Annotated in this window: 14 protein-coding genes, 1 pseudogene and 1 other annotated feature; of the genes and pseudogenes, 9 read left to right on the top strand and 6 right to left on the bottom strand. The window is 52.7% G+C overall.

Annotated elements, in window-relative coordinates; all coding sequences use genetic code 11:
* Positions 1-1,593, bottom strand: a pseudogene (gene trpD, locus ACXKZG_RS10615) (bifunctional anthranilate synthase glutamate amidotransferase component TrpG/anthranilate phosphoribosyltransferase TrpD).
* A complete protein-coding gene (locus ACXKZG_RS10620; protein WP_488876165.1) occupies positions 1,593-3,155 on the bottom strand; it encodes an anthranilate synthase component 1 in 1,563 nt (520 codons plus the stop codon). Before ACXKZG_RS10620 ends, trpD begins: the two are co-directional and overlap by 1 nt.
* A 25-nt stretch (positions 3,156-3,180) precedes the next feature.
* Positions 3,181-3,280, bottom strand: a sequence feature (Trp leader region).
* Positions 3,281-3,402: 122 nt separating this feature from the next.
* Here ACXKZG_RS10620 and rnm point away from each other — a divergent pair.
* Positions 3,403-4,314, top strand: a complete 912-nt coding sequence (rnm, locus tag ACXKZG_RS10625) for an RNase RNM (protein ID WP_013202394.1) — start codon at positions 3,403-3,405, stop codon at positions 4,312-4,314.
* 33 nt (positions 4,315-4,347) lie between these two features.
* The gene (locus ACXKZG_RS10630) at positions 4,348-4,968 is read left to right on the top strand and encodes an L-threonylcarbamoyladenylate synthase (RefSeq protein ID WP_013202393.1); all 621 of its coding nucleotides are present in this window, start codon (positions 4,348-4,350) and stop codon (positions 4,966-4,968) included.
* A gap of 98 nt (positions 4,969-5,066) precedes the next feature.
* On the opposite strand, the gene ACXKZG_RS10635 is transcribed toward ACXKZG_RS10630, so the two are convergent.
* The gene (locus tag ACXKZG_RS10635; protein ID WP_013202392.1) at positions 5,067-5,681 is read right to left on the bottom strand and encodes a S1 family serine peptidase; all 615 of its coding nucleotides are present in this window, start codon (positions 5,679-5,681) and stop codon (positions 5,067-5,069) included.
* A gap of 927 nt (positions 5,682-6,608) precedes the next feature.
* On the opposite strand from ACXKZG_RS10635, the gene rluB reads away from it, so the two are divergent.
* Positions 6,609-7,556, top strand: coding sequence for a 23S rRNA pseudouridine(2605) synthase RluB (rluB, locus tag ACXKZG_RS10640; protein ID WP_013202391.1), 948 nt, complete (start codon positions 6,609-6,611; stop codon positions 7,554-7,556).
* A gap of 83 nt (positions 7,557-7,639) precedes the next feature.
* On the opposite strand, the gene cobO is transcribed toward rluB, so the two are convergent.
* Both cobO and ACXKZG_RS10650 read right to left on the bottom strand, forming a co-directional pair.
* Entirely contained in the window at positions 7,640-8,230 is a 591-nt protein-coding gene (gene cobO, locus ACXKZG_RS10645) for a cob(I)yrinic acid a,c-diamide adenosyltransferase (RefSeq protein ID WP_346567442.1), read from the bottom strand.
* Positions 8,230-8,991: a YciK family oxidoreductase gene (locus tag ACXKZG_RS10650; protein ID WP_346567440.1), complete on the bottom strand. Its 762-nt coding sequence runs from the start codon at positions 8,989-8,991 to the stop codon at positions 8,230-8,232. Before ACXKZG_RS10650 ends, cobO begins: the two co-directional genes overlap by 1 nt.
* A 217-nt stretch (positions 8,992-9,208) precedes the next feature.
* On the opposite strand from ACXKZG_RS10650, the gene sohB reads away from it, so the two are divergent.
* Complete coding sequence (gene sohB, locus ACXKZG_RS10655; protein ID WP_013202388.1) at positions 9,209-10,258, top strand: protease SohB; 1,050 nt, start codon at positions 9,209-9,211, stop codon at positions 10,256-10,258.
* A 29-nt stretch (positions 10,259-10,287) separates the two neighbouring features.
* Here sohB and ACXKZG_RS10660 read toward each other — a convergent pair whose 3' ends face one another.
* Entirely contained in the window at positions 10,288-10,533 is a 246-nt protein-coding gene (locus tag ACXKZG_RS10660) for a YciN family protein (RefSeq protein WP_013202387.1), read from the bottom strand.
* A gap of 408 nt (positions 10,534-10,941) precedes the next feature.
* Between ACXKZG_RS10660 and topA the strand changes: the two genes are divergently transcribed.
* From topA to acnA, 5 genes are all read left to right on the top strand, one after another.
* Positions 10,942-13,626: a type I DNA topoisomerase gene (topA, locus tag ACXKZG_RS10665; protein ID WP_013202386.1), complete on the top strand. Its 2,685-nt coding sequence runs from the start codon at positions 10,942-10,944 to the stop codon at positions 13,624-13,626.
* A 209-nt stretch (positions 13,627-13,835) separates the two neighbouring features.
* Positions 13,836-14,810, top strand: coding sequence for an HTH-type transcriptional regulator CysB (cysB, locus tag ACXKZG_RS10670; RefSeq protein ID WP_053142852.1), 975 nt, complete (start codon positions 13,836-13,838; stop codon positions 14,808-14,810).
* Positions 14,811-15,359: 549 nt separating this feature from the next.
* Positions 15,360-15,473, top strand: a complete 114-nt coding sequence (locus ACXKZG_RS10675; protein ID WP_225309851.1) for a YmiA family putative membrane protein — start codon at positions 15,360-15,362, stop codon at positions 15,471-15,473.
* Positions 15,474-15,475: 2 nt separating this feature from the next.
* Positions 15,476-15,640: a hypothetical protein gene (locus ACXKZG_RS10680; protein ID WP_160317808.1), complete on the top strand. Its 165-nt coding sequence runs from the start codon at positions 15,476-15,478 to the stop codon at positions 15,638-15,640.
* Positions 15,641-16,136: 496 nt separating this feature from the next.
* Positions 16,137-18,821: an aconitate hydratase AcnA gene (gene acnA / locus ACXKZG_RS10685; protein ID WP_488876166.1), complete on the top strand. Its 2,685-nt coding sequence runs from the start codon at positions 16,137-16,139 to the stop codon at positions 18,819-18,821.
* Positions 18,822-18,845 lie beyond the last annotated feature (24 nt).

Genomic DNA, 18,845 nt, shown 5'->3' on the forward strand with positions numbered 1-18,845 from the left:
TTATCCTCTTGCTGCCAGAGCGACAACGCGCTCGTAAGCCTGACCACTCCGTATGGTGCGCAGCGCGTGCTGAGCATTCTCACGTAAATCTTCATGACCAAAAATTTTCAATAGCAGAGCGACGTTAGCGGCAACCGCTTCTTCGTGCGCGCGCTCGCCTTTACCCTGGAGTAATCGGGTCAGAATGTCACGGTTTTCTTCCGGCGTTCCACCTGCCAGCGCCTCCTGCGGGTAGCTGTTCAGACCAAAGTCTTCTGGCGTCAGCTGGTAGCTGGTAATTTCGCCTTCGCGCAGTTCCGCAACGTGGGTTGCGCTGTGCAACGCCACTTCATCCATGCCGCCGCCGTGAACCACCGCAGCACGCTGATAGCCTAACACTTTCAATGTCTGCGCAATCGGCAGCACCAGCTCAGGGCTGTAAACGCCAATCACCGCCAGTGGCGGACGCGCCGGGTTGATCAGCGGACCAAGCACGTTGAATATTGTGCGGGTCTTTAACTGCTGGCGAACCGGCATCGCATGGCGGAAGCCGGTGTGATACTGCGGCGCAAACAGGAAGCAGACATTCAGATCATCCAGCGCCTGACGAGCCTGCTCAGCCGGCAGATCCAGACTGATGCCGAAAGCGGCCAGCAAATCAGAGGAACCGGATTTGCTGGAGACGCTGCGGTTACCGTGCTTGGCGACTTTCAGGCCGCAGGCCGCGGCCACAAAGGCGCTGGCGGTCGAAATATTAATGCTGTTGCTGCCGTCACCACCGGTACCTACGATATCGGCAAAGGCATACTCCGGGCGCGGGAAGGGTTTCGCATCTTCCAGCAGTGCGGTTGCGGCACCGGCAATTTCCTCCGGACGTTCGCCGCGGACTTTCATCGCAATCAGCGCGGCGGCCAACTGAGTGGGTTCCAGCTGTCCGGTAATAATGGCTGAAAACAGCTGGTGGCTTTCCGCCTGCGTCAGGGTGTTGGCCTGGTAAAGTTTTTCAAGAATAGCGTTCATCAGTGTCTCCTTGTTTTACGCCAGCGCCCAGGCGAGTGTTTGTTCCAGCAAAATTGCGCCTTGCGTGGTGAGAATGGATTCCGGATGGAACTGGAAGCCACAAACCCGGTCCTTATCGTGACGAACGGCCATCACCATGCCATTAAAGGTGGCGTTAACCGTCAGCTCTTCTGGCACGTTGCTGCCGACCAGCGAGTGATAGCGGGCGACGGGCAGTGGGTTGGTCAACCCGGCAAACATGCCGCAATCGTCATGCGCAATCGCCGACGCCTTACCGTGCAGGATTTCGCCTGCCTGGCCCACATGGCCGCCGTAAGCCTCCACAATCGCCTGGTGGCCTAAGCAAATGCCGATAATCGGCAGGCGGCCGCGCAGGCGGGTCAGCATTTCTGGCATACAGCCCGCTTCAGACGGCGCGCCAGGGCCAGGTGACAGCATCAGCACCGGATTTTCCATGCTCTGCAGGCGTTCAATCAGCGTATCTGCAGGCACGTTGTTCCGATAAATCACCACGTTATGGCCAAAGGCGCGTAACTGGTCGACGAGGTTGTAAGTAAACGAGTCAATATTGTCGAGCAGCAGAATATCGGCCATCAGAAAATCTCCTTGCAGTGATGTGCGGTTGCGATAGCGCGCAACACTGCGCGAGCTTTATTGCGGCTCTCATCGGCTTCAGCCTGAGGCACAGAGTCCAGAACCACGCCGGCGCCGGCCTGAACCGTTGCCACGCCGTCTTCCACATAGGCTGAACGGATAACAATACAGGTATCCAGATCGCCGCTGGCGGTGAAGTAGCCCACCGCGCCACCGTAGCTACCGCGACGGGTGCCTTCCGCGCCGGCAATCAGCTGCATCGCACGCACTTTCGGCGCGCCGCTCAGCGTGCCCATATTCATGCAGGCGCTGTAAGCGTGCAGCACATCCAGATCTTCACGCAGGGTTCCCACCACGCGTGACACCAGATGCATCACAAACGAGTAGCGGTCGACTTTGGTCAGGTCGGCAACGTAGCGGCTGCCGGGTTCGCAAATGCGGGCCAGGTCGTTACGCGCCAGGTCAACCAGCATCAGATGCTCAGCCAGCTCTTTATGGTCAGTCCGCATTTCCAGCTCGATGCGGCTGTCCAGATCGCGGTTCAGGGAACCATCCGCATGGCGACCGCGTGGGCGCGTACCGGCAATAGGATAGATTTCAATCTGACGGCTGATGGCATCATATTTCAGCGAGCTTTCTGGTGACGCGCCGAACAGACTGAAGTCCTGATCCTGTATAAAGAACATATAAGGACTTGGGTTGCTGTTTTTCAGCGTGTCATAAGCGGCCAGCGGAGAAGGGCAAGGCAGCGAGAAGCGGCGGGAAGGCACCACCTGGAAAATTTCACCGATGCGGATAGCGTCCTGCATCTGGCGAACCACTGCGCAATACTCTTCATCACTCTGGTTGACGCTCAGCGCCATCTCTTCAACCTGCTGAACCGGCAGCGGGTGAGCAGGTTGCAACATCTGAGCGTGTAACTGTTCGATACGGCTTTGCAGACGTAAGAACTCGGTTGGGGCAGGCGTAAACAAAGAAGCCTGCAGGCGCGCCGTCTGGTTTTGATGGTCAATCACCAGCAGGGTTTCGGCCAGATAGAAGCAGTAATCCGGGCAGCGTTGCTGGTTCTCCAGCGCCGGCAGGTCTTCAAAACTGGCGACCAGGTCATAGGCGAACAGACCGCCTAACAGCACGGCTTTGCGCTCTTCTGCCGGGCTGTTAACCAGCTGCGGGATCAGACGCAGCGCATCAAACACCGAGGTGGCTTTCAGGCGGGAATCTTCATCCTGCACTTCGGTGTTGGCCGGGAAGGTCAGTTCGCGCCCATCGGGGCGGACGGTGCTGATGACCGAAGCCGGCAGTGCGGCATCAAGCAAAGGCAGGATGGCGCGGCCATTCTCTGAAAGCGCCTGAACGGTCACGCTGTTTCCCAGCGCCTTGATGCGCAGCGCGCTGTCGACGATCAGCAGGCTTTGCAGATTTTTTTTGCTGTCGATGTCAGCAGACTCAAGCAGCAGCGTAGCCGGGCGCGCACCACACAACTGATGAAACACGGCGGCCGGATCCTCGCGATAAGGTGCGTTGCCGGTAATCAACTTCACTGTAGGTTTGGCATTTTGCATGAGGTCTGTTCTCTACATTTTACTAAAAAAAAGGCCCGCTTTTGGCGGGCCTGGGTATCTGCACAACGTCTGGTTGCGTGCATGACTCCTTCGCCCATTCAGGGAGAAGTGCGCCACCAACCAGTCATCATCGTCTGTGTCATAGTCATGATTGCGATACCCTTTCATGTGAACTTGCGTACTAGTTAACTGGTTCGCGGTAAAAAAGTCAATACTCTTTTTCCCCGCGCAGATAATTCTGGGTATCATGCTGCGACATTTATCCGCCAACGCCGGAGCCGTTTTGACCGATCCAACCCCGCTGAATCCCTACCCAATTTATGATCTACACAGCCACACCCGTGCTTCCGATGGGCTGCTTACGCCTGAAGAGCTGGTATTGCGGGCGGTAGAGCATCGCGTTGGCGTGCTGGCAATTACCGACCACGACACCATTGACGGTGTGCAGCCCGCGCGTGAGGCGATTGCTAAGCATCAGCTGCCACTGAAGTTAATGGCCGGGGTGGAAGTCTCGACGCTGTGGGAAAACCACGAGATTCATATTGTCGGCCTGGGCGTCGATTGCGCCAGCCCGATCCTGACCGAATTTCTACAGCAGCAAACCGAACGCCGCATGGCGAGAGCCGAACTGATCGCTGAGCGTTTAGAGAAAGCACATATCCCCGATGCGCTGGCCGGCGCGCTGGCGCTGGCAGAAGGTGGCGCCATCACCCGGGGACACTTTGCCCGCTTCCTGATTGCGCAGGGCAAGGCCGATAACATGGCGCAGGTTTTCAAAAACTACCTGGCCCGCGGCAAAACCGGTTACGCTCCGCCACAGTGGTGTACAATTAAACAAGCCATTGATGCCATTCATCATTCTGGCGGGCGCACCGTACTGGCCCATCCAGGTCGATACGGGCTTTCTGCCAAGTGGCTGAAGCGCCTGATCGCTCACTTCAGTGAAGAGGGCGGCGATGCGATGGAAGTGGCTCAGTGTCAGCAGGCGCCGAACGAGCGCACGCAGCTGGCACGTTATGCACAGGATTATCAACTCGCGGCCTCGCAAGGCTCTGATTTCCATCAGCCTTGCCCGTGGATCGAGTTGGGAAAAAAATTATGGCTTCCGGGTGGCGTCGAAGCAGTCTGGCTTCGCTTCCCGGAAATCGCACCCGAGTGATCTCTCTGCGGTGCGTCAGATAAGAGGTTAGTTATGAGTCAATTTTTCTATATTCATCCGGAAAACCCGCAGCCAAGACTGATTAAGCAGGCCGTTGAGTTACTGAATAAAGGCAGCGTGATTGTCTACCCGACGGATTCGGGGTATGCGCTGGGATGTAAGCTGGAAGATAAAAGTGCGATGGAACGGATTTGTAAGATCAGGAAGCTGGATGGTAACCACAACTTCACGCTGGTTTGCCGCGACCTGTCTGAGTTATCGACCTATGCGCATGTGGACAACACCGCTTTCAGGCTGATCAAAAACAATACGCCAGGCAACTACACCTTCATTCTGAAGGCGACCAAAGAGGTGCCACGCCGTTTAATGAACGACAAGCGTAAGACGATTGGACTGCGTGTACCGTCGAATCCGATTGCGCTGGCGCTGCTGGAAGCACTGAATGAGCCGATGATGTCGACGTCGTTGATGTTACCCGGTAATGACTTTACCGAGTCGGATCCGGAAGCCATTCAGGACAGCATTGGTAAGCTGGTGGATTTGATTATTCACGGCGGCTATCTTGGGCAGCATCCCACCACGGTGATCGACCTTACCGAAAATACGCCAGAAGTTGTGCGTGAGGGTGTCGGCGACGTCCAGCCGTTCTTATAATATTAGCGGGCTCACCAAAGGAATTATTCTTCGGTGGGCCCGGATTTAATAAGCTTCATTTAATCGTCCGTTAAATGTGTGAATCCATCTTATTTGCGTTAAGTCGTCGACTTGGTCAGCCAGTCCTTAAAGTCTTCATACGGAATATAAAGCGAGACATCCTTAAGAGGAACTGCTGAATTCTTGTGGCGTTTTATCTCTTTGGTGAAGCCAACGATCACACCGCCAATGGTGTCATCGTGATTATAAACGGCACCGCCTGACATCCCTTTTACCACGCCCGCATTCGAAACCATCGCCACGCATGGGCGTTTATTCCATTCATTACGAATACCGGTCAGGGCCAGATTTACCCCAGACGATTCCACCGGCATGGCGCTAATAAAGCTGTAGCCGTACATCTTTACCGGGTCGCCAATTTCGCCATTACGGAATTTGGGCAAGGATTTAAGATCGTTCTTATGATAAATAATTGCGAGGTCGCAATAGGGATGGTAGGCCTTTACTTTTTCTACAGAAAGCTTCGCCACGTGGGCCGCGGTGAGGCTGTACTCAGGGGTGATGGGGATGCTGGTGCCAAGCGCGCCGATGCCCAGGATGGTGGGGATCCCGGTAAAGTTCATATCGACACGTTTCATGGCTTCACTGCTGTACTCATATTTACCGACAGAGCAGCCGGTCAGCATTAGCACAGCTAATGCCGGAAGGGTCATTATAGTTTTCATGATGATCACACTTAGTCGGACACGTCAGTAAATCCCTGGTGAAGATAGATGACGTGTAATGCCGATGCTGACACAAGTTCAGCGTATTTTTTTGAGGAGTCGGGCTCCTCTTTTATTAATAAACTAGCAATAAGTCTTATGTTTTAAATTTTACGTACTTAAACTAAATTATAATATTTATTTAACAATCCAGTTAATTCATTACCGAATTGCTTGAGTGAATTCTACACAAACTTATTAATGCCGCAAATATAATAAATGCACGGCAGAGTTAAAAATAGTGATGATCAAGATTTAACTCAACCTTCTATATAATTGGTCTGAATATTTTGATTTAACCTGACTTATATCAAGGTGCATTTTAATTACGACAGAACAATCTGCTATTGTTGCATTTAAAAGTGGTGTTAACAGCTATCGATACTTTTAAAGCTGGTTGAGTCAGCTACATGATGGTCTATTTGGCTTTATCTTCATGCGAAAACGAGCGCTGGCGGGCGTTAAGGCTTAATGACAAGGATCATTATTATCGGCGAAATCCATCTAATATTATTTAACAGGTTAGTAACATTGGTTATTTTTTCCAATGAAATCATTAGCGTGACAGCGGGTTTGTGGCAAGCCTCTGTTAAGTCAGACAAATGAGTCTGTCCGGCGGTAATGGCTGATTGCGTTGTCGCCGCGACGGTAAAACGGCCTGTTTCGTTGCGGTGAAACTGATGTATCTGCGAGGGTGTTGAAACACGCGCATACCGTTATCAATAGAAGTCAACTTAGTGTAGAATGCGCTTCCCCTGAAAAAGGGCAGAGGATCGGTGGTGTGCATCGCGCAGGGCGCGGCACAGCAACCTCTGCTGCTGTCACGGGCCACTTGAATAGCATGACGCCTGGGAAGGCGACACAGAGGTTAGCGCCATGAGCGAAAAATTACAGAAAGTATTAGCACGCGCCGGACACGGTTCCCGCCGCGAAATTGAAACCATGATTTCTGCCGGACGCGTCAGCGTGGACGGCAAACTCGCCACGCTGGGTGACCGCGTGGACTCCAGCCCTTCTATTAAGATCCGCGTTGATGGCCATCTGGTCTCCGTAGCAGAATCCACCGCAGAAGTTTGTCGTGTACTGGCGTACTACAAGCCAGAAGGCGAGCTTTGCACGCGTAACGATCCTGAAGGGCGTCCTACCGTATTTGACCGTTTACCCAAACTGCGCGGCGCGCGCTGGATTGCCGTTGGCCGTCTGGATGTGAACACCTGCGGTCTGCTGCTGTTTACCACTGATGGTGAACTGGCCAACCGTCTGATGCACCCAAGCCGTGAAGTTGAAAGGGAATATGCCGTGCGCGTATTCGGCGCCATTGATGATGATAAAATCCGTCAGCTGAGCCGTGGCGTTCAGCTGGAAGATGGCCCGGCCTCTTTCAAAACCCTGAAATTCACCGGCGGTGAAGGCATCAACCAGTGGTACACCGTTACCCTGACCGAAGGCCGTAACCGCGAAGTGCGTCGTCTGTGGGAATCCGTCGGCGTGCAGGTTAGCCGTCTGATCCGTACCCGTTACGGCGACATCCAGTTACCGAAAGGCTTGCCACGTGGCGGCTGGACTGAACTGGAACTGGCTCCAACCAACTATCTGCGCGAACTGGTCGACTTGCCGCCAGAAATCACCAGTAAAGTTGCGGTAGAAAAAGATCGCCGTCGCACCAAAGCCAACCAGATCCGCCGTGCGGTTAAGCGCCACTCGCAGGTTGCGCCGGGTAGCCGTCGCCCTTCGGGCAAAGCATCCGGTAAAGCGGCTGCGGCTAAACCCGCAGGCAAATCTTCAGCGCGTACCTCAGGCAAACCGTCCGCTAAACGGGGTTAAACGCCGGTAACCTGACCTGAAGAAAAAACCCCCTGATGTTTTGCATCAGGGGGTTTTTTATTTGCTAACAGGCGCGACACTCGCTACCAGTCGATGCCTTGCTGAGCCTGAATGCCGGCATCAAAAGCATGCCTCGTCGGTCGCATCTCGGTAATGGTATCTGCAAGGTCCAGAATGTCCCGGTGACAGCCTCTGCCGGTGATAATTACGCTTTGATGGGCAGGGCGATTAGTCAGCGCGGTGAGGACTTCTTCCAGCGGCAGGTAATCAAAACTGACCATATAGGTCAGCTCATCCAGCACCACCAAATCCAACGTCTCATCTTGCAGCATGCGCTTGCCGTGCTGCCAGACCTGCAAACAGGCTGCTGTATCGGTTTCGCGGTTCTGGGTGTCCCAGGTAAAGCCAGTGGCCATCACCTGAAACTCGACGCCATGCGGCTCCAGCAGATTCCGCTCGCCGTTAGGCCATTCACCTTTAATGAACTGGATCACACCGGCGCGTTTCTGGTGGCCAACCGCACGTGTGGCGGTGCCAAATGCTGCAGTGGTTTTGCCTTTGCCGTTTCCGGTAAAGACCATCAAAATGCCGCGCACTTCCGTCGCTGAGGCGATACGCGCATCGACTTTCTCTTTCAACTTTTGCTGACGCTGCTGGTGCCGATCATCTGCCATTATTCGGCCGCTCCGGGTTTACGTCCGGGTTGCGCATCGTAGCTGATCCCGGTTTTACGCTTGCTGTCATCGCCCATCAGGAACAGATACAGCGGCATGATATCAGCCGGCGTTTTCAGCTTGTTGGCATCTTCTTCCGGGAAGGCACTGGCGCGCATTTTAGTGCGCGTGCCGCCAGGATTGATGCAGTTAACCCGCAAATGTTTGCTGTCATATTCATCAGCCAGCACCTGCATCATGCCTTCAGTGGCGAATTTCGACACGGAGTAAGCTCCCCAACCGGCGCGGCCCTGGCGTCCCACGCTGGACGTGGTAAACACCAGCGAGGCGCAAGGGGATTTAAGCAGCAACGGCAGCAGCGCCTGGGTCAGAAAGAAAGTGGCATCAATGTTGACGCGCATCACCTGCTGCCAGACCTGAGGATCCTGCTTTTCCATGGACACAATATCGCCCAGCAGACCGGCATTGTGCAGCACACCATCGAGGCGCGGCACATGTTGCGCCACCTCTGCGGCCAACTGCTGGCAACGCGCGGGAGAAGCCTGCTCTAAATCCAGAATAAACCACTGCGGTGCCGGTTTACCGGTCGCCGCAATGTCATCGGCCACGGCCTGCAGTTTCTCTTCATTACGGCCCAGGAGGACGACCTCAGCACCATAACGTGCATAGGTCACGGCGGCCTCGCGGCCAATTCCATCGCTGGCTCCGGTGACCAGAATGATTCGGCCAGTGAGCAGGTTGTCTTTAGGTTGATAGTACACGTTGAATTCCTCTGGCGGTGGTGATGGATCGCGCTGGCAGCTTCGCTGCTAAGCCATTGCCCGCAATAGATAATGTGCTTTATGCCCTAAATTGGTGAGCAGTTCAATCTTCAATAAGGGTAAAAGCGTGCGGCAGGAAGGGGATTCGGGCGACTCCTGGCCGTGACTCGGCTACAATAGCTGCTGATCTAATACGATGTTAAATAGGGCGGAATGAGTGGATTTACTCTCTTATTATGGGCTTTTTCTGGCCAAAACGGTCACCGTAGTGGTTGCTATCGCAGCAATTGCCATTCTGATCACTAACCTGGCGATGCGCAAGCGTGCTCAGGGCGGGCAGTTAAAGCTGACTCACCTGGGTGAAAACTACCAGGAAATGAAAGATGACATGATGCTGGCAAAAATGAAGCATCAGGATCAAAAACTGTGGCACAAAGAGCAAAAGAAGAAGGATAAACAGGAAGCAAAAGCCGCCAAACAACGGGCGAAGCAGGGCCTGAAAAGCGAGAGTACTAAGCCTACGCTGTACGTGCTGGATTTCAAAGGCAGCATGGATGCCCATGAAGTCAGCTCGCTGCGTGAAGAAGTCTCTGCCGTAATGGCGGTGGCGAAACCGCAGGACGAAGTGCTGCTGCGTCTGGAAAGCCCGGGCGGCGTTGTACATGGTTACGGTCTGGCGTCTTCACAGCTTCAGCGCCTGCGGGATAAAGGTATTCGCCTGACCGTCGCCGTAGACAAAGTTGCCGCCAGCGGTGGTTATATGATGGCGTGTGTGGCCGATCGTATCGTTGCGGCGCCATTCTCCATTGTCGGTTCGATTGGGGTGGTGGCGCAAATCCCTAACTTCAATCGCTTACTGAAGCGCAATGAAATTGATGTAGAGCTGCACACGGCTGGCGAGTACAAGCGCACGCTGACGTTGTTTGGTGAGAACACGGAACAGGGGCGTGAGAAATTCCGTGAAGATCTGAATGAAACGCATCTGCTGTTCAAACAGTTTGTGCATCAGATGCGTCCTTCACTGGATATCGACAGCGTTGCCACCGGCGAACACTGGTTCGGTACTCAGGCACTTGAGAAAGGGCTGGTTGATGCCATCGGCACCAGTGATGATTTGATTATCGATCAGATGGCCAATCATGAGGTGATTTCCGTTCGGTTCACCCGTCGTAAGAAAATGATCGACCGTTTTACCCAGAGTGCCGCCGGTAGCGCAGAACGTCTGCTGCTGCGTCTCTGGCAGCGTGGTGAAAAACCCCTGCTGTAAAAGACACTGCGCCCGCTCAGCGGGCGCGGTTACGCGATCCGGTACAGGGGAGAGAGCTCAACCGCCAGATACTTGAACACGTTAAACACCACCGTACTTTTCTCGCCAGGTAATCCCTGTTCATCTAAAAAGTAGTCGCCGCGAAATATCAGCACGTCCCCTTTCTGTTCCACATCGGTCGCCACTAATCCTGGGAAGACATCCTTATGCCCGGCAATCAGCTCATTGGCAATCACCAGCAGGGCGGGACGATCTATCGTCTGGGTCTGATTCACGTTTTCTCTCCTTTATAGTAGGCGTGTGCGTAAGAGTATATTACGTCCGCGCTTAACAATTCCACATGCTTTATAGGTGTATGCGCCAGCCGACTCTTTTTAGCCGACTTTCTGGCGTAAATCGCGGGCAGATGCTAATTAAGTTGCGTATCGAATTTTATCAGGTACAGTGTGGGCGTTTCGGGTTCCGGGCGTAAAACTAGCTTTACGCAATGTTTGAAATGCACAGAACAGGTTGTAAAAAGTGTCGTTAATCAGCAGGTTGGCTTCTTAAGCAGGGAGCATCAACAGAGCAGAAAGCGTCGGGTTGAAAATTATTTCCCCGGTCGCCATATCGTTAACGCGTCTCGCTTGCTCTGGCAAACGGCACATTTTACTCTCGGATGTTTTAATCAGGTAAAGGTAAATATGGGCAAAGCTCTCGTAATAGTTGAGTCCCCGGCAAAAGCCAAAACGATCAATAAATATCTTGGAAATGACTACGTGGTGAAGTCCAGCGTCGGTCATATCCGGGATTTGCCGACCAGTGGATCAACAGTTAAAAAGAGCGCTGACTCTACAACCAGTAAACCAGCAAAAAAAGTCAAAAAGGACGAGAAAGCGGCGCTTGTCAGCCGCATGGGCGTCGATCCTTTTCATGGTTGGGAAGCGGATTACCAAATCCTTCCTGGCAAAGAGAAAGTGGTTGCAGAGCTGAAGGCTCTGGCCGAAAACGCTGACCACATCTATCTCGCAACGGACCTTGACCGCGAAGGGGAAGCCATTGCCTGGCACCTGCGGGAAGTGATCGGTGGCGATGACTCACGCTTCAGCCGCGTGGTGTTTAACGAAATCACCAAGAATGCGATTCGTCAGGCGTTTGAAAAGCCGGGTGAACTGAATATTGACCGTGTGAATGCGCAACAGGCACGCCGGTTTATGGACCGCGTAGTGGGCTATATGGTTTCCCCGCTGCTGTGGAAAAAAATTGCCCGTGGACTGTCTGCTGGCCGCGTCCAGTCTGTGGCCGTGCGTCTGGTGGTTGAGCGTGAGCGCGAAATTAAAGCGTTCACCCCAGAAGAATACTGGGAACTGCACGCCGACCTGAACACGCCGAAAGGCACCGGTCTGCCGATGGAAGTCACGCATCAGCATGACAAGCCATTCCGCCCGGTCAACGGCGAGCAGACCCATGCTGCGGTTAGCCTGCTGGAAAAAGCCCGCTATGTGGTGGCCGATCGTGAAGATAAGCCGACCAGCAGCAAGCCAGGCGCGCCGTTTATCACCTCCACGCTGCAACAGGCGGCAAGTACCCGTTTGGGTTACGGCGTGAAGAAAACCATGATGATGGCACAGCGTTTGTATGAAGCGGGTCACATCACTTACATGCGTACTGACTCAACGAATTTGAGCCAGGATGCGGTTAGCATGGTTCGCGGCTACATTGAAACTGAGTTTGGCGCGAAGTACCTGCCGAAAGCCGCCAATGTGTACAGCAGCAAAGAAAACTCGCAGGAAGCGCACGAAGCGATTCGTCCTTCTGATGTGGCTATTCAGTCCGAGCAGTTGAAGGATATGGAAGCCGATGCGCAGAAATTATATCAGCTGATCTGGCGCCAGTTTGTCGCCTGTCAGATGATGCCAGCGCAGTATGACTCCACCACGCTGACCGTGGCGGCTGGAGACTTCAAACTGAAGGCCAAAGGCCGTACGCTGCGTTTTGATGGCTGGACGGCGGTGATGCCTGCGCTGCGTAAAGGCGATGAAGACCGGACCTTACCACCGGTTGAAGTGGGCGAAGAGCTGAAGCTGCAACAGCTGAAGCCAAGTCAGCACTTCACCAAGCCACCGGCTCGCTTCAGCGAAGCGTCGCTGGTGCGCGAGCTGGAAAAACGCGGTATCGGTCGTCCTTCTACCTATGCGTCGATTATCTCGACCATTCAGGATCGTGGCTACGTCCGCGTTGAGAGCCGTCGTTTCTATGCGGAGAAAATGGGCGAAATCGTTACCGATCGCCTGGAAGCTAACTTCCGCGAGCTGATGAACTACGATTTTACCGCGCATATGGAAGACAACCTCGATAAGGTTGCGAATAACGAAGCGCAGTGGAAAGGCGTGCTGGATCAGTTCTTTGCTGACTTCAGCCAGCAGCTGGAAAAAGCGGATAAGGATCCTGAAGAGGGCGGCATGCAGCCGAACCAGATGATCCTGACCTCGATCGACTGCCCGACCTGTAACCGCAAAATGGGTATCCGTACCGCAAGTACCGGTGTGTTCCTCGGCTGTTCAGGTTATGCATTACCACCAAAAGAGCGTTGTAAGCAGACCATCAACTTAATCCCTGAGAATGAAGTGCTGAATATTCTTGAGGGTGATGATGCTGAAACCAACGCGCTGCGTGCCCGTCATCGTTGCCAGAAGTGTGGCACTGCGATGGACAGTTATCTGATCGATAACCAGCGTAAGCTGCACGTCTGTGGTAACAATCCAGGCTGTGATGGTTACGAGATCGAACAGGGTGAATTCCGCATCAAGGGCTACGATGGCCCGATTGTTGAGTGCGAAAAATGTGGTTCTGAAATGCACCTGAAAATGGGACGTTTCGGTAAGTACATGGCCTGTACCAACGAGGAATGCAAAAACACCCGTAAGATCCTGCGTAATGGCGATGTTGCGCCACCGAAAGAAGATCCGGTGCCGTTGCCAGAGCTGACCTGTGAGAAGTCAGATGCGTATTTCGTGCTGCGTGACGGTGCTGCTGGCGTGTTCCTGGCCGCCAACACCTTCCCGAAATCACGTGAAACACGTGCGCCGCTGGTGGAAGAGCTGCAACGCTTCCGCGATCGTCTGCCTGAAAAACTGAGCTACCTGGCCGATGCGCCGGTCAGCGATGAAGAAGGCAACAAAGCGGTCGTGCGTTTCAGCCGCAAAACCAAACAGCAGTACGTCAGTACCGAGAAAGACGGTAAGGCGACGGGTTGGTCAGCGTTTTACGTAGATGGCAAATGGGAAGTCGCCAGCAAAGCGACCGCGACCAAAGCCGCTCCGGTTAAAGCTGCCGCCAATAAAGCCACGGCCACCAAAGCCACTGCGAAAAAAGCGGCGAAGAAGTAATCTGATGGGCCAGCGCCAGCTGGCCCTTTCTTCCTCCACTGCGCCTTGCTGAGCTATACATCTCCCCTGATTTTGTTATAGTTGTTATAGATATCCCTTTCCTTATTATAAAATCGCATTAGACCGGACTCCCCACTGCTGCAGCGATGTTTTCACCGCTTTCTGCATGGACTTCGGCGCGTAGCTTCAAACCTCAGATGGAATGAAAAATGAAATTGCAGCAGCTGCGTTACATTGTTGAAGTGGTCAATCACAACCTGAACGTCTCCTCCACCGCAGAAGGGCTCTATACCTCTCAACCGGGCATTAGTAAGCAGGTGCGCATGCTGGAGGATGAGCTGGGGATCCAGATTTTTGCCCGCAGTGGCAAACACCTGACTCAGGTGACGCCGGCAGGGCAAGAAATTATCCGTATCGCCCGTGAAGTGCTGTCTAAAGTCGATGCCATCAAGTCAGTCGCCGGTGAGCATACCTGGCCTGATAAAGGTTCGCTGTATGTAGCCACCACGCACACCCAGGCACGCTATGCGCTGCCTAACGTGATTAAAGGCTTTATTGAACGCTATCCTCGCGTGTCGCTGCATATGCATCAGGGCTCGCCAACGCAGATTGCTGAAGCCGTTTCCAAAGGCAACGCCGACTTTGCGATTGCCACAGAAGCGCTGCATTTGTACGACGATTTGATCATGCTCCCTTGCTATCACTGGAACCGGGCGATAGTCGTTACCCCCGATCATCCGCTAGCGGGTAAGGCCAAAGTATCGATTGAAGAACTTGCAGAATACCCATTAGTCACCTATACGTTCGGATTTACGGGCCGTTCAGAACTGGACACTGCCTTTAACCGTGCAGGGCTGACGCCACGGATAGTCTTTACTGCCACCGATGCGGATGTGATTAAAACCTATGTACGGCTGGGACTGGGTGTTGGGGTGATTGCGAGCATGGCGGTCGATCCGGTTTCCGATCCTGACCTGGTAAGGATTGAAGCAACTGATGTATTTAGCTTCAGTACGACCAAAATCGGTTTCCGCCGTAGCACCTTCCTGCGCAGCTATATGTATGACTTTATCCAACGCTTCGCACCGCACCTGACGCGCGATGTGGTTGATACTGCAGTAGGTTTACGCTCCAATGAAGACATTGAAGCGATGTTTAAAGACATTAAACTTCCTGCAAGATAATTTCCCCCGTGAATATTAGTGTTATGTCAAGGGCCGCTCATGCGGCCCTTTTTATTTCAATGGACCTTTAAATTGCTCTTAACGATTAACCCTTTTTATTCTTTTTACGTAAATGAAACATGTATCACATGTTTTCTGATTGTTATTCATTAAATGAGAATTGGTACACACTTTTGGTCGACGGACTTTGCGTCTGTCTAGGATGATTCTCATACTCTTGTTATAGAACAGCGGAGAAGGGCGGTTCTTAAGGGAAGGTAAAGAAAACTCTAGTTTTAAATGGATCTGAAAGCTGATGAGATCAATGTTATTTGGGTTAAGGCGTAATTAATTGACTTAAGTTTGATTAATCACAAAGGATATAGTTTTTCTTGTTTGATAAATGCCATTAATCGTTTTGTTCAATAAAAATTACTGGATTTCGCTCAGAATAATGTTTAGGATTCATCCTAATTTCTGATTGGTTCAAACAATCGTTTTCAATGAGAGTGATTATCAAAAACTATGAACACTAAATTAACAGTACAACCCGTTTTCGGTCATAAGACCATGAAAGTTCAGCGTAGCGCTAACATGAAACGCAAAGCCTGGCTGGCAGTATTCGCTGGTTCAGCGGTGTTTTGGATTGCAGCTGCATTCATGATTTGGCGTGTGTGGGGTTAACTATGCATCTTCAGACTTGCAATCAGAAGTCACAGCAAACCAGCAAGATGAAAGAGCGCTTTTGCAAAGGCAAATCTTCCGATGAAGTCATTGTTCCAGAGTCATGGGGCCTGAGTGAATTGCAGCGCAGTTTTATAGATTCAATGATCGACAAGAAAACCAAATAATAATAAGCGTCTAATTCTTTCTTCGGCCAGTTGGCTGAAAATTATAATACAAATAGTTACCTACGTTGCAATTGGCCACCTAATCTGGCCGGGCACTTTACTGCCTGAATGATGGGAAAACCATCAAAAAAACGGTGAAATCATTCGCATTTAGCAATGGTTTATATGAAGTACGTTTTTAAGGTCGCAGAGACCTGGGGAGTGCAAATGAATTTAACTCAAATGACCTGGTTCAGTACCTGGACTTTTTCCGCCTTATTCTGGACAAGCGCCGTCTGGGCAGGATTATTGATGCATCTTTAATGCATACATAAACAAACGAATTTATATAGAAACGCCTCACTGGCTAGTACAGTGGGGCGTTTTTGTTTTTACCGGTTGTTTCCAATGTTGTCGTTTCGTGTTGTTATCAAAACGTTACCTTTCGTTTGTACTATCTTTAAATCAGACCCTGTAATAACTCAGGTTATGATTTGAGTTGAAAAAAGGAGGAGTAATGTCGTCGACCCTACATAATAAAGCCAGGACAACACTGGATGTTAAAGGCCAACGTTATAGCTACTACAGTTTGCCCCGCGCCGCGGAGCAACTGGGTGACCTGACTCGTTTGCCTAAATCCCTGAAAGTCCTGATGGAAAACCTGCTTCGTTGGCAGGATGAAGACTCAGTCACTGAAGCTGATATTGTGGCGCTGGCCGGCTGGCTGAAACAGGCGCATGCCGATCGTGAAATTGCTTATCGTCCGGCGCGCGTACTGATGCAGGACTTTACCGGCGTGCCGGCGGTCGTCGATCTGGCGGCAATGCGCGAAGCGGTTAAACGGCTGGGTGGCGATGTCGCCAAAGTGAATCCGTTATCGCCCGTCGATCTGGTAATTGACCACTCGGTCACCGTAGATCGATTTGGTGACGACGATGCGTTTGAAGAAAACGTCCGGCTGGAGATGGAACGTAACCATGAGCGTTACGTTTTCTTACGCTGGGGGCAGAAAGCCTTCAATAAATTTAGCGTGGTTCCGCCAGGCACCGGAATATGCCATCAGGTCAATCTGGAGTATCTCGGCAAAGCGGTATGGCATGAGCAGCAAGATGGTGAAGAGCTTGCTTATCCAGATACTCTGGTGGGGACCGATTCCCACACCACAATGATCAATGCGCTCGGCGTTCTCGGTTGGGGCGTCGGTGGGATTGAGGCCGAAGCCGCAATGCTCGGCCAGCCGGTCTCGATGCTGATCCCGGACGTGGTCGGCTTTAAGCTTACCGGCAAACTTAAACCCGGCATCACCGCCACTGACTTAGTGCTGACCGTTACGCAAATGCTGCGTAAACATGGGGTGGTAGGCAAATTCGTCGAGTTTTATGGCGACGGGCTGGACGACCTCCCGCTGGCTGACCGCGCGACCATTGCCAATATGGCGCCAGAATACGGTGCAACCTGTGGCTTCTTCCCGGTGGATGCGGTTACGCTGGGATATATGACCCTGACAGGCAGAAGTAGCGAACAGGTCTCGCTGGTTGAAGCCTATGCCAAAGCTCAGGGAATGTGGCGCAATCCTGGCGATGAACCGGTGTTCACCAGCTCGCTGGCGCTGGACATGAATGAAGTCGAAGCCAGTCTGGCCGGACCGAAACGTCCTCAGGATCGTGTGGCGCTGGGCGATGTGCCTAAAGCCTTCCAGGCCAGTAACGAGCTTGAAATCAATCAGTCGCAGAAACAGCACAAGGCCATTACCTATACCGACAGCAAAACCGGCCTGCAGCAAACGCTAAAAGACGGTGCTGTGGTTATCTCCGCCATCACCTCCTGTACCAATACCTCTAACCCAAGCGTATTAATGGCCGCCGGATTACTGGCGAAGAAAGCCGTTTCGCTGGGCCTGAAACGCCAGCCCTGGGCGAAAGCGTCCCTTGCGCCGGGTTCCAAAGTGGTTTCGGATTATCTCGCGACCGCAGGCTTAACAACCTATCTTGATCAGCTCGGTTTTAACCTTGTGGGCTATGGCTGCACCACCTGTATCGGTAACTCAGGCCCGCTGCCTGACGAAGTGGAAACCGCCATTAAACAGGGCGATTTGACCGTTGGCGCCGTATTGTCCGGCAACCGTAACTTCGAAGGTCGTATTCACCCTTATGTGAAAACGAACTGGCTGGCATCACCGCCATTAGTGGTGGCTTATGCGCTCGCCGGTAACATGAATATCAACCTGCAACAGGATCCCATCGGGCAAGATAAGGCCGGTAATCCGGTCTACCTGAAAGATATCTGGCCTTCGCCGGAAGAGATTGCCGAAGCTGTGCAGCTGGTGTCGACCGATATGTTCCATAAAGAGTACGCCGAGGTGTTTGAAGGCACGCCAGAATGGCAGCAAATCAAAGTCAGCGAAGCCGCGACCTATGACTGGGATGAAGGATCGACCTATATTCGCCTGTCACCGTTCTTTGATCATATGGGCAAAGTGCCCGATCCGGTTAAAGACATTAAAGGTGCGCGGATCCTGGCAATGCTGGGCGATTCGGTGACCACTGACCACATCTCTCCTGCGGGCAGTATCAAAGCGGAAAGTCCGGCAGGGCGCTATTTACTCGATCATGGCGTAGAACGTAACGACTTCAACTCCTACGGTTCGCGTCGTGGTAACCATGAAGTGATGATGCGCGGGACCTTCGCGAACATTCGTATTCGCAACGAAATGGTGCCGGGTGTGGAAGGTGGCGTAACCCGATTTGTGCCGGGTGATGAGCAGTTAGCCATTTACGATGCGGCGATGAAATATCAGCAGCAAGGTACGCCTCTGGCCGTCATCGCGGGCAAAGAGTACGGATCCGGCTCAAGTCGTGACTGGGCCGCCAAAGGACCGCGTTTGTTGGGTGTACGCGTGGTGATTTCTGAATCCTTCGAACGTATCCACCGATCCAACCTGATCGGTATGGGGATCCTGCCGCTGGAATTCCCGCAGGGCGTAACCCGTAAAACGTTGGGATTAACCGGCGACGAATGGATTGACGTGGAAAATCTGACGCAGCTTAAGCCTAGCGGGACGGTGAACGTGACGCTGACCTATGCTGATGGCCGCAAGGAAGTGCTGGAAACCCGCTGCCGCATCGATACCGGCAATGAACTGACCTATTACAAAAACGATGGCATTTTGCACTATGTCATCCGTAATATGCTGGACGCGTAGTCATCAAAAGCAATCTGAAATGAA

The organism is Erwinia sp. 2186, from assembly GCF_057812255.1.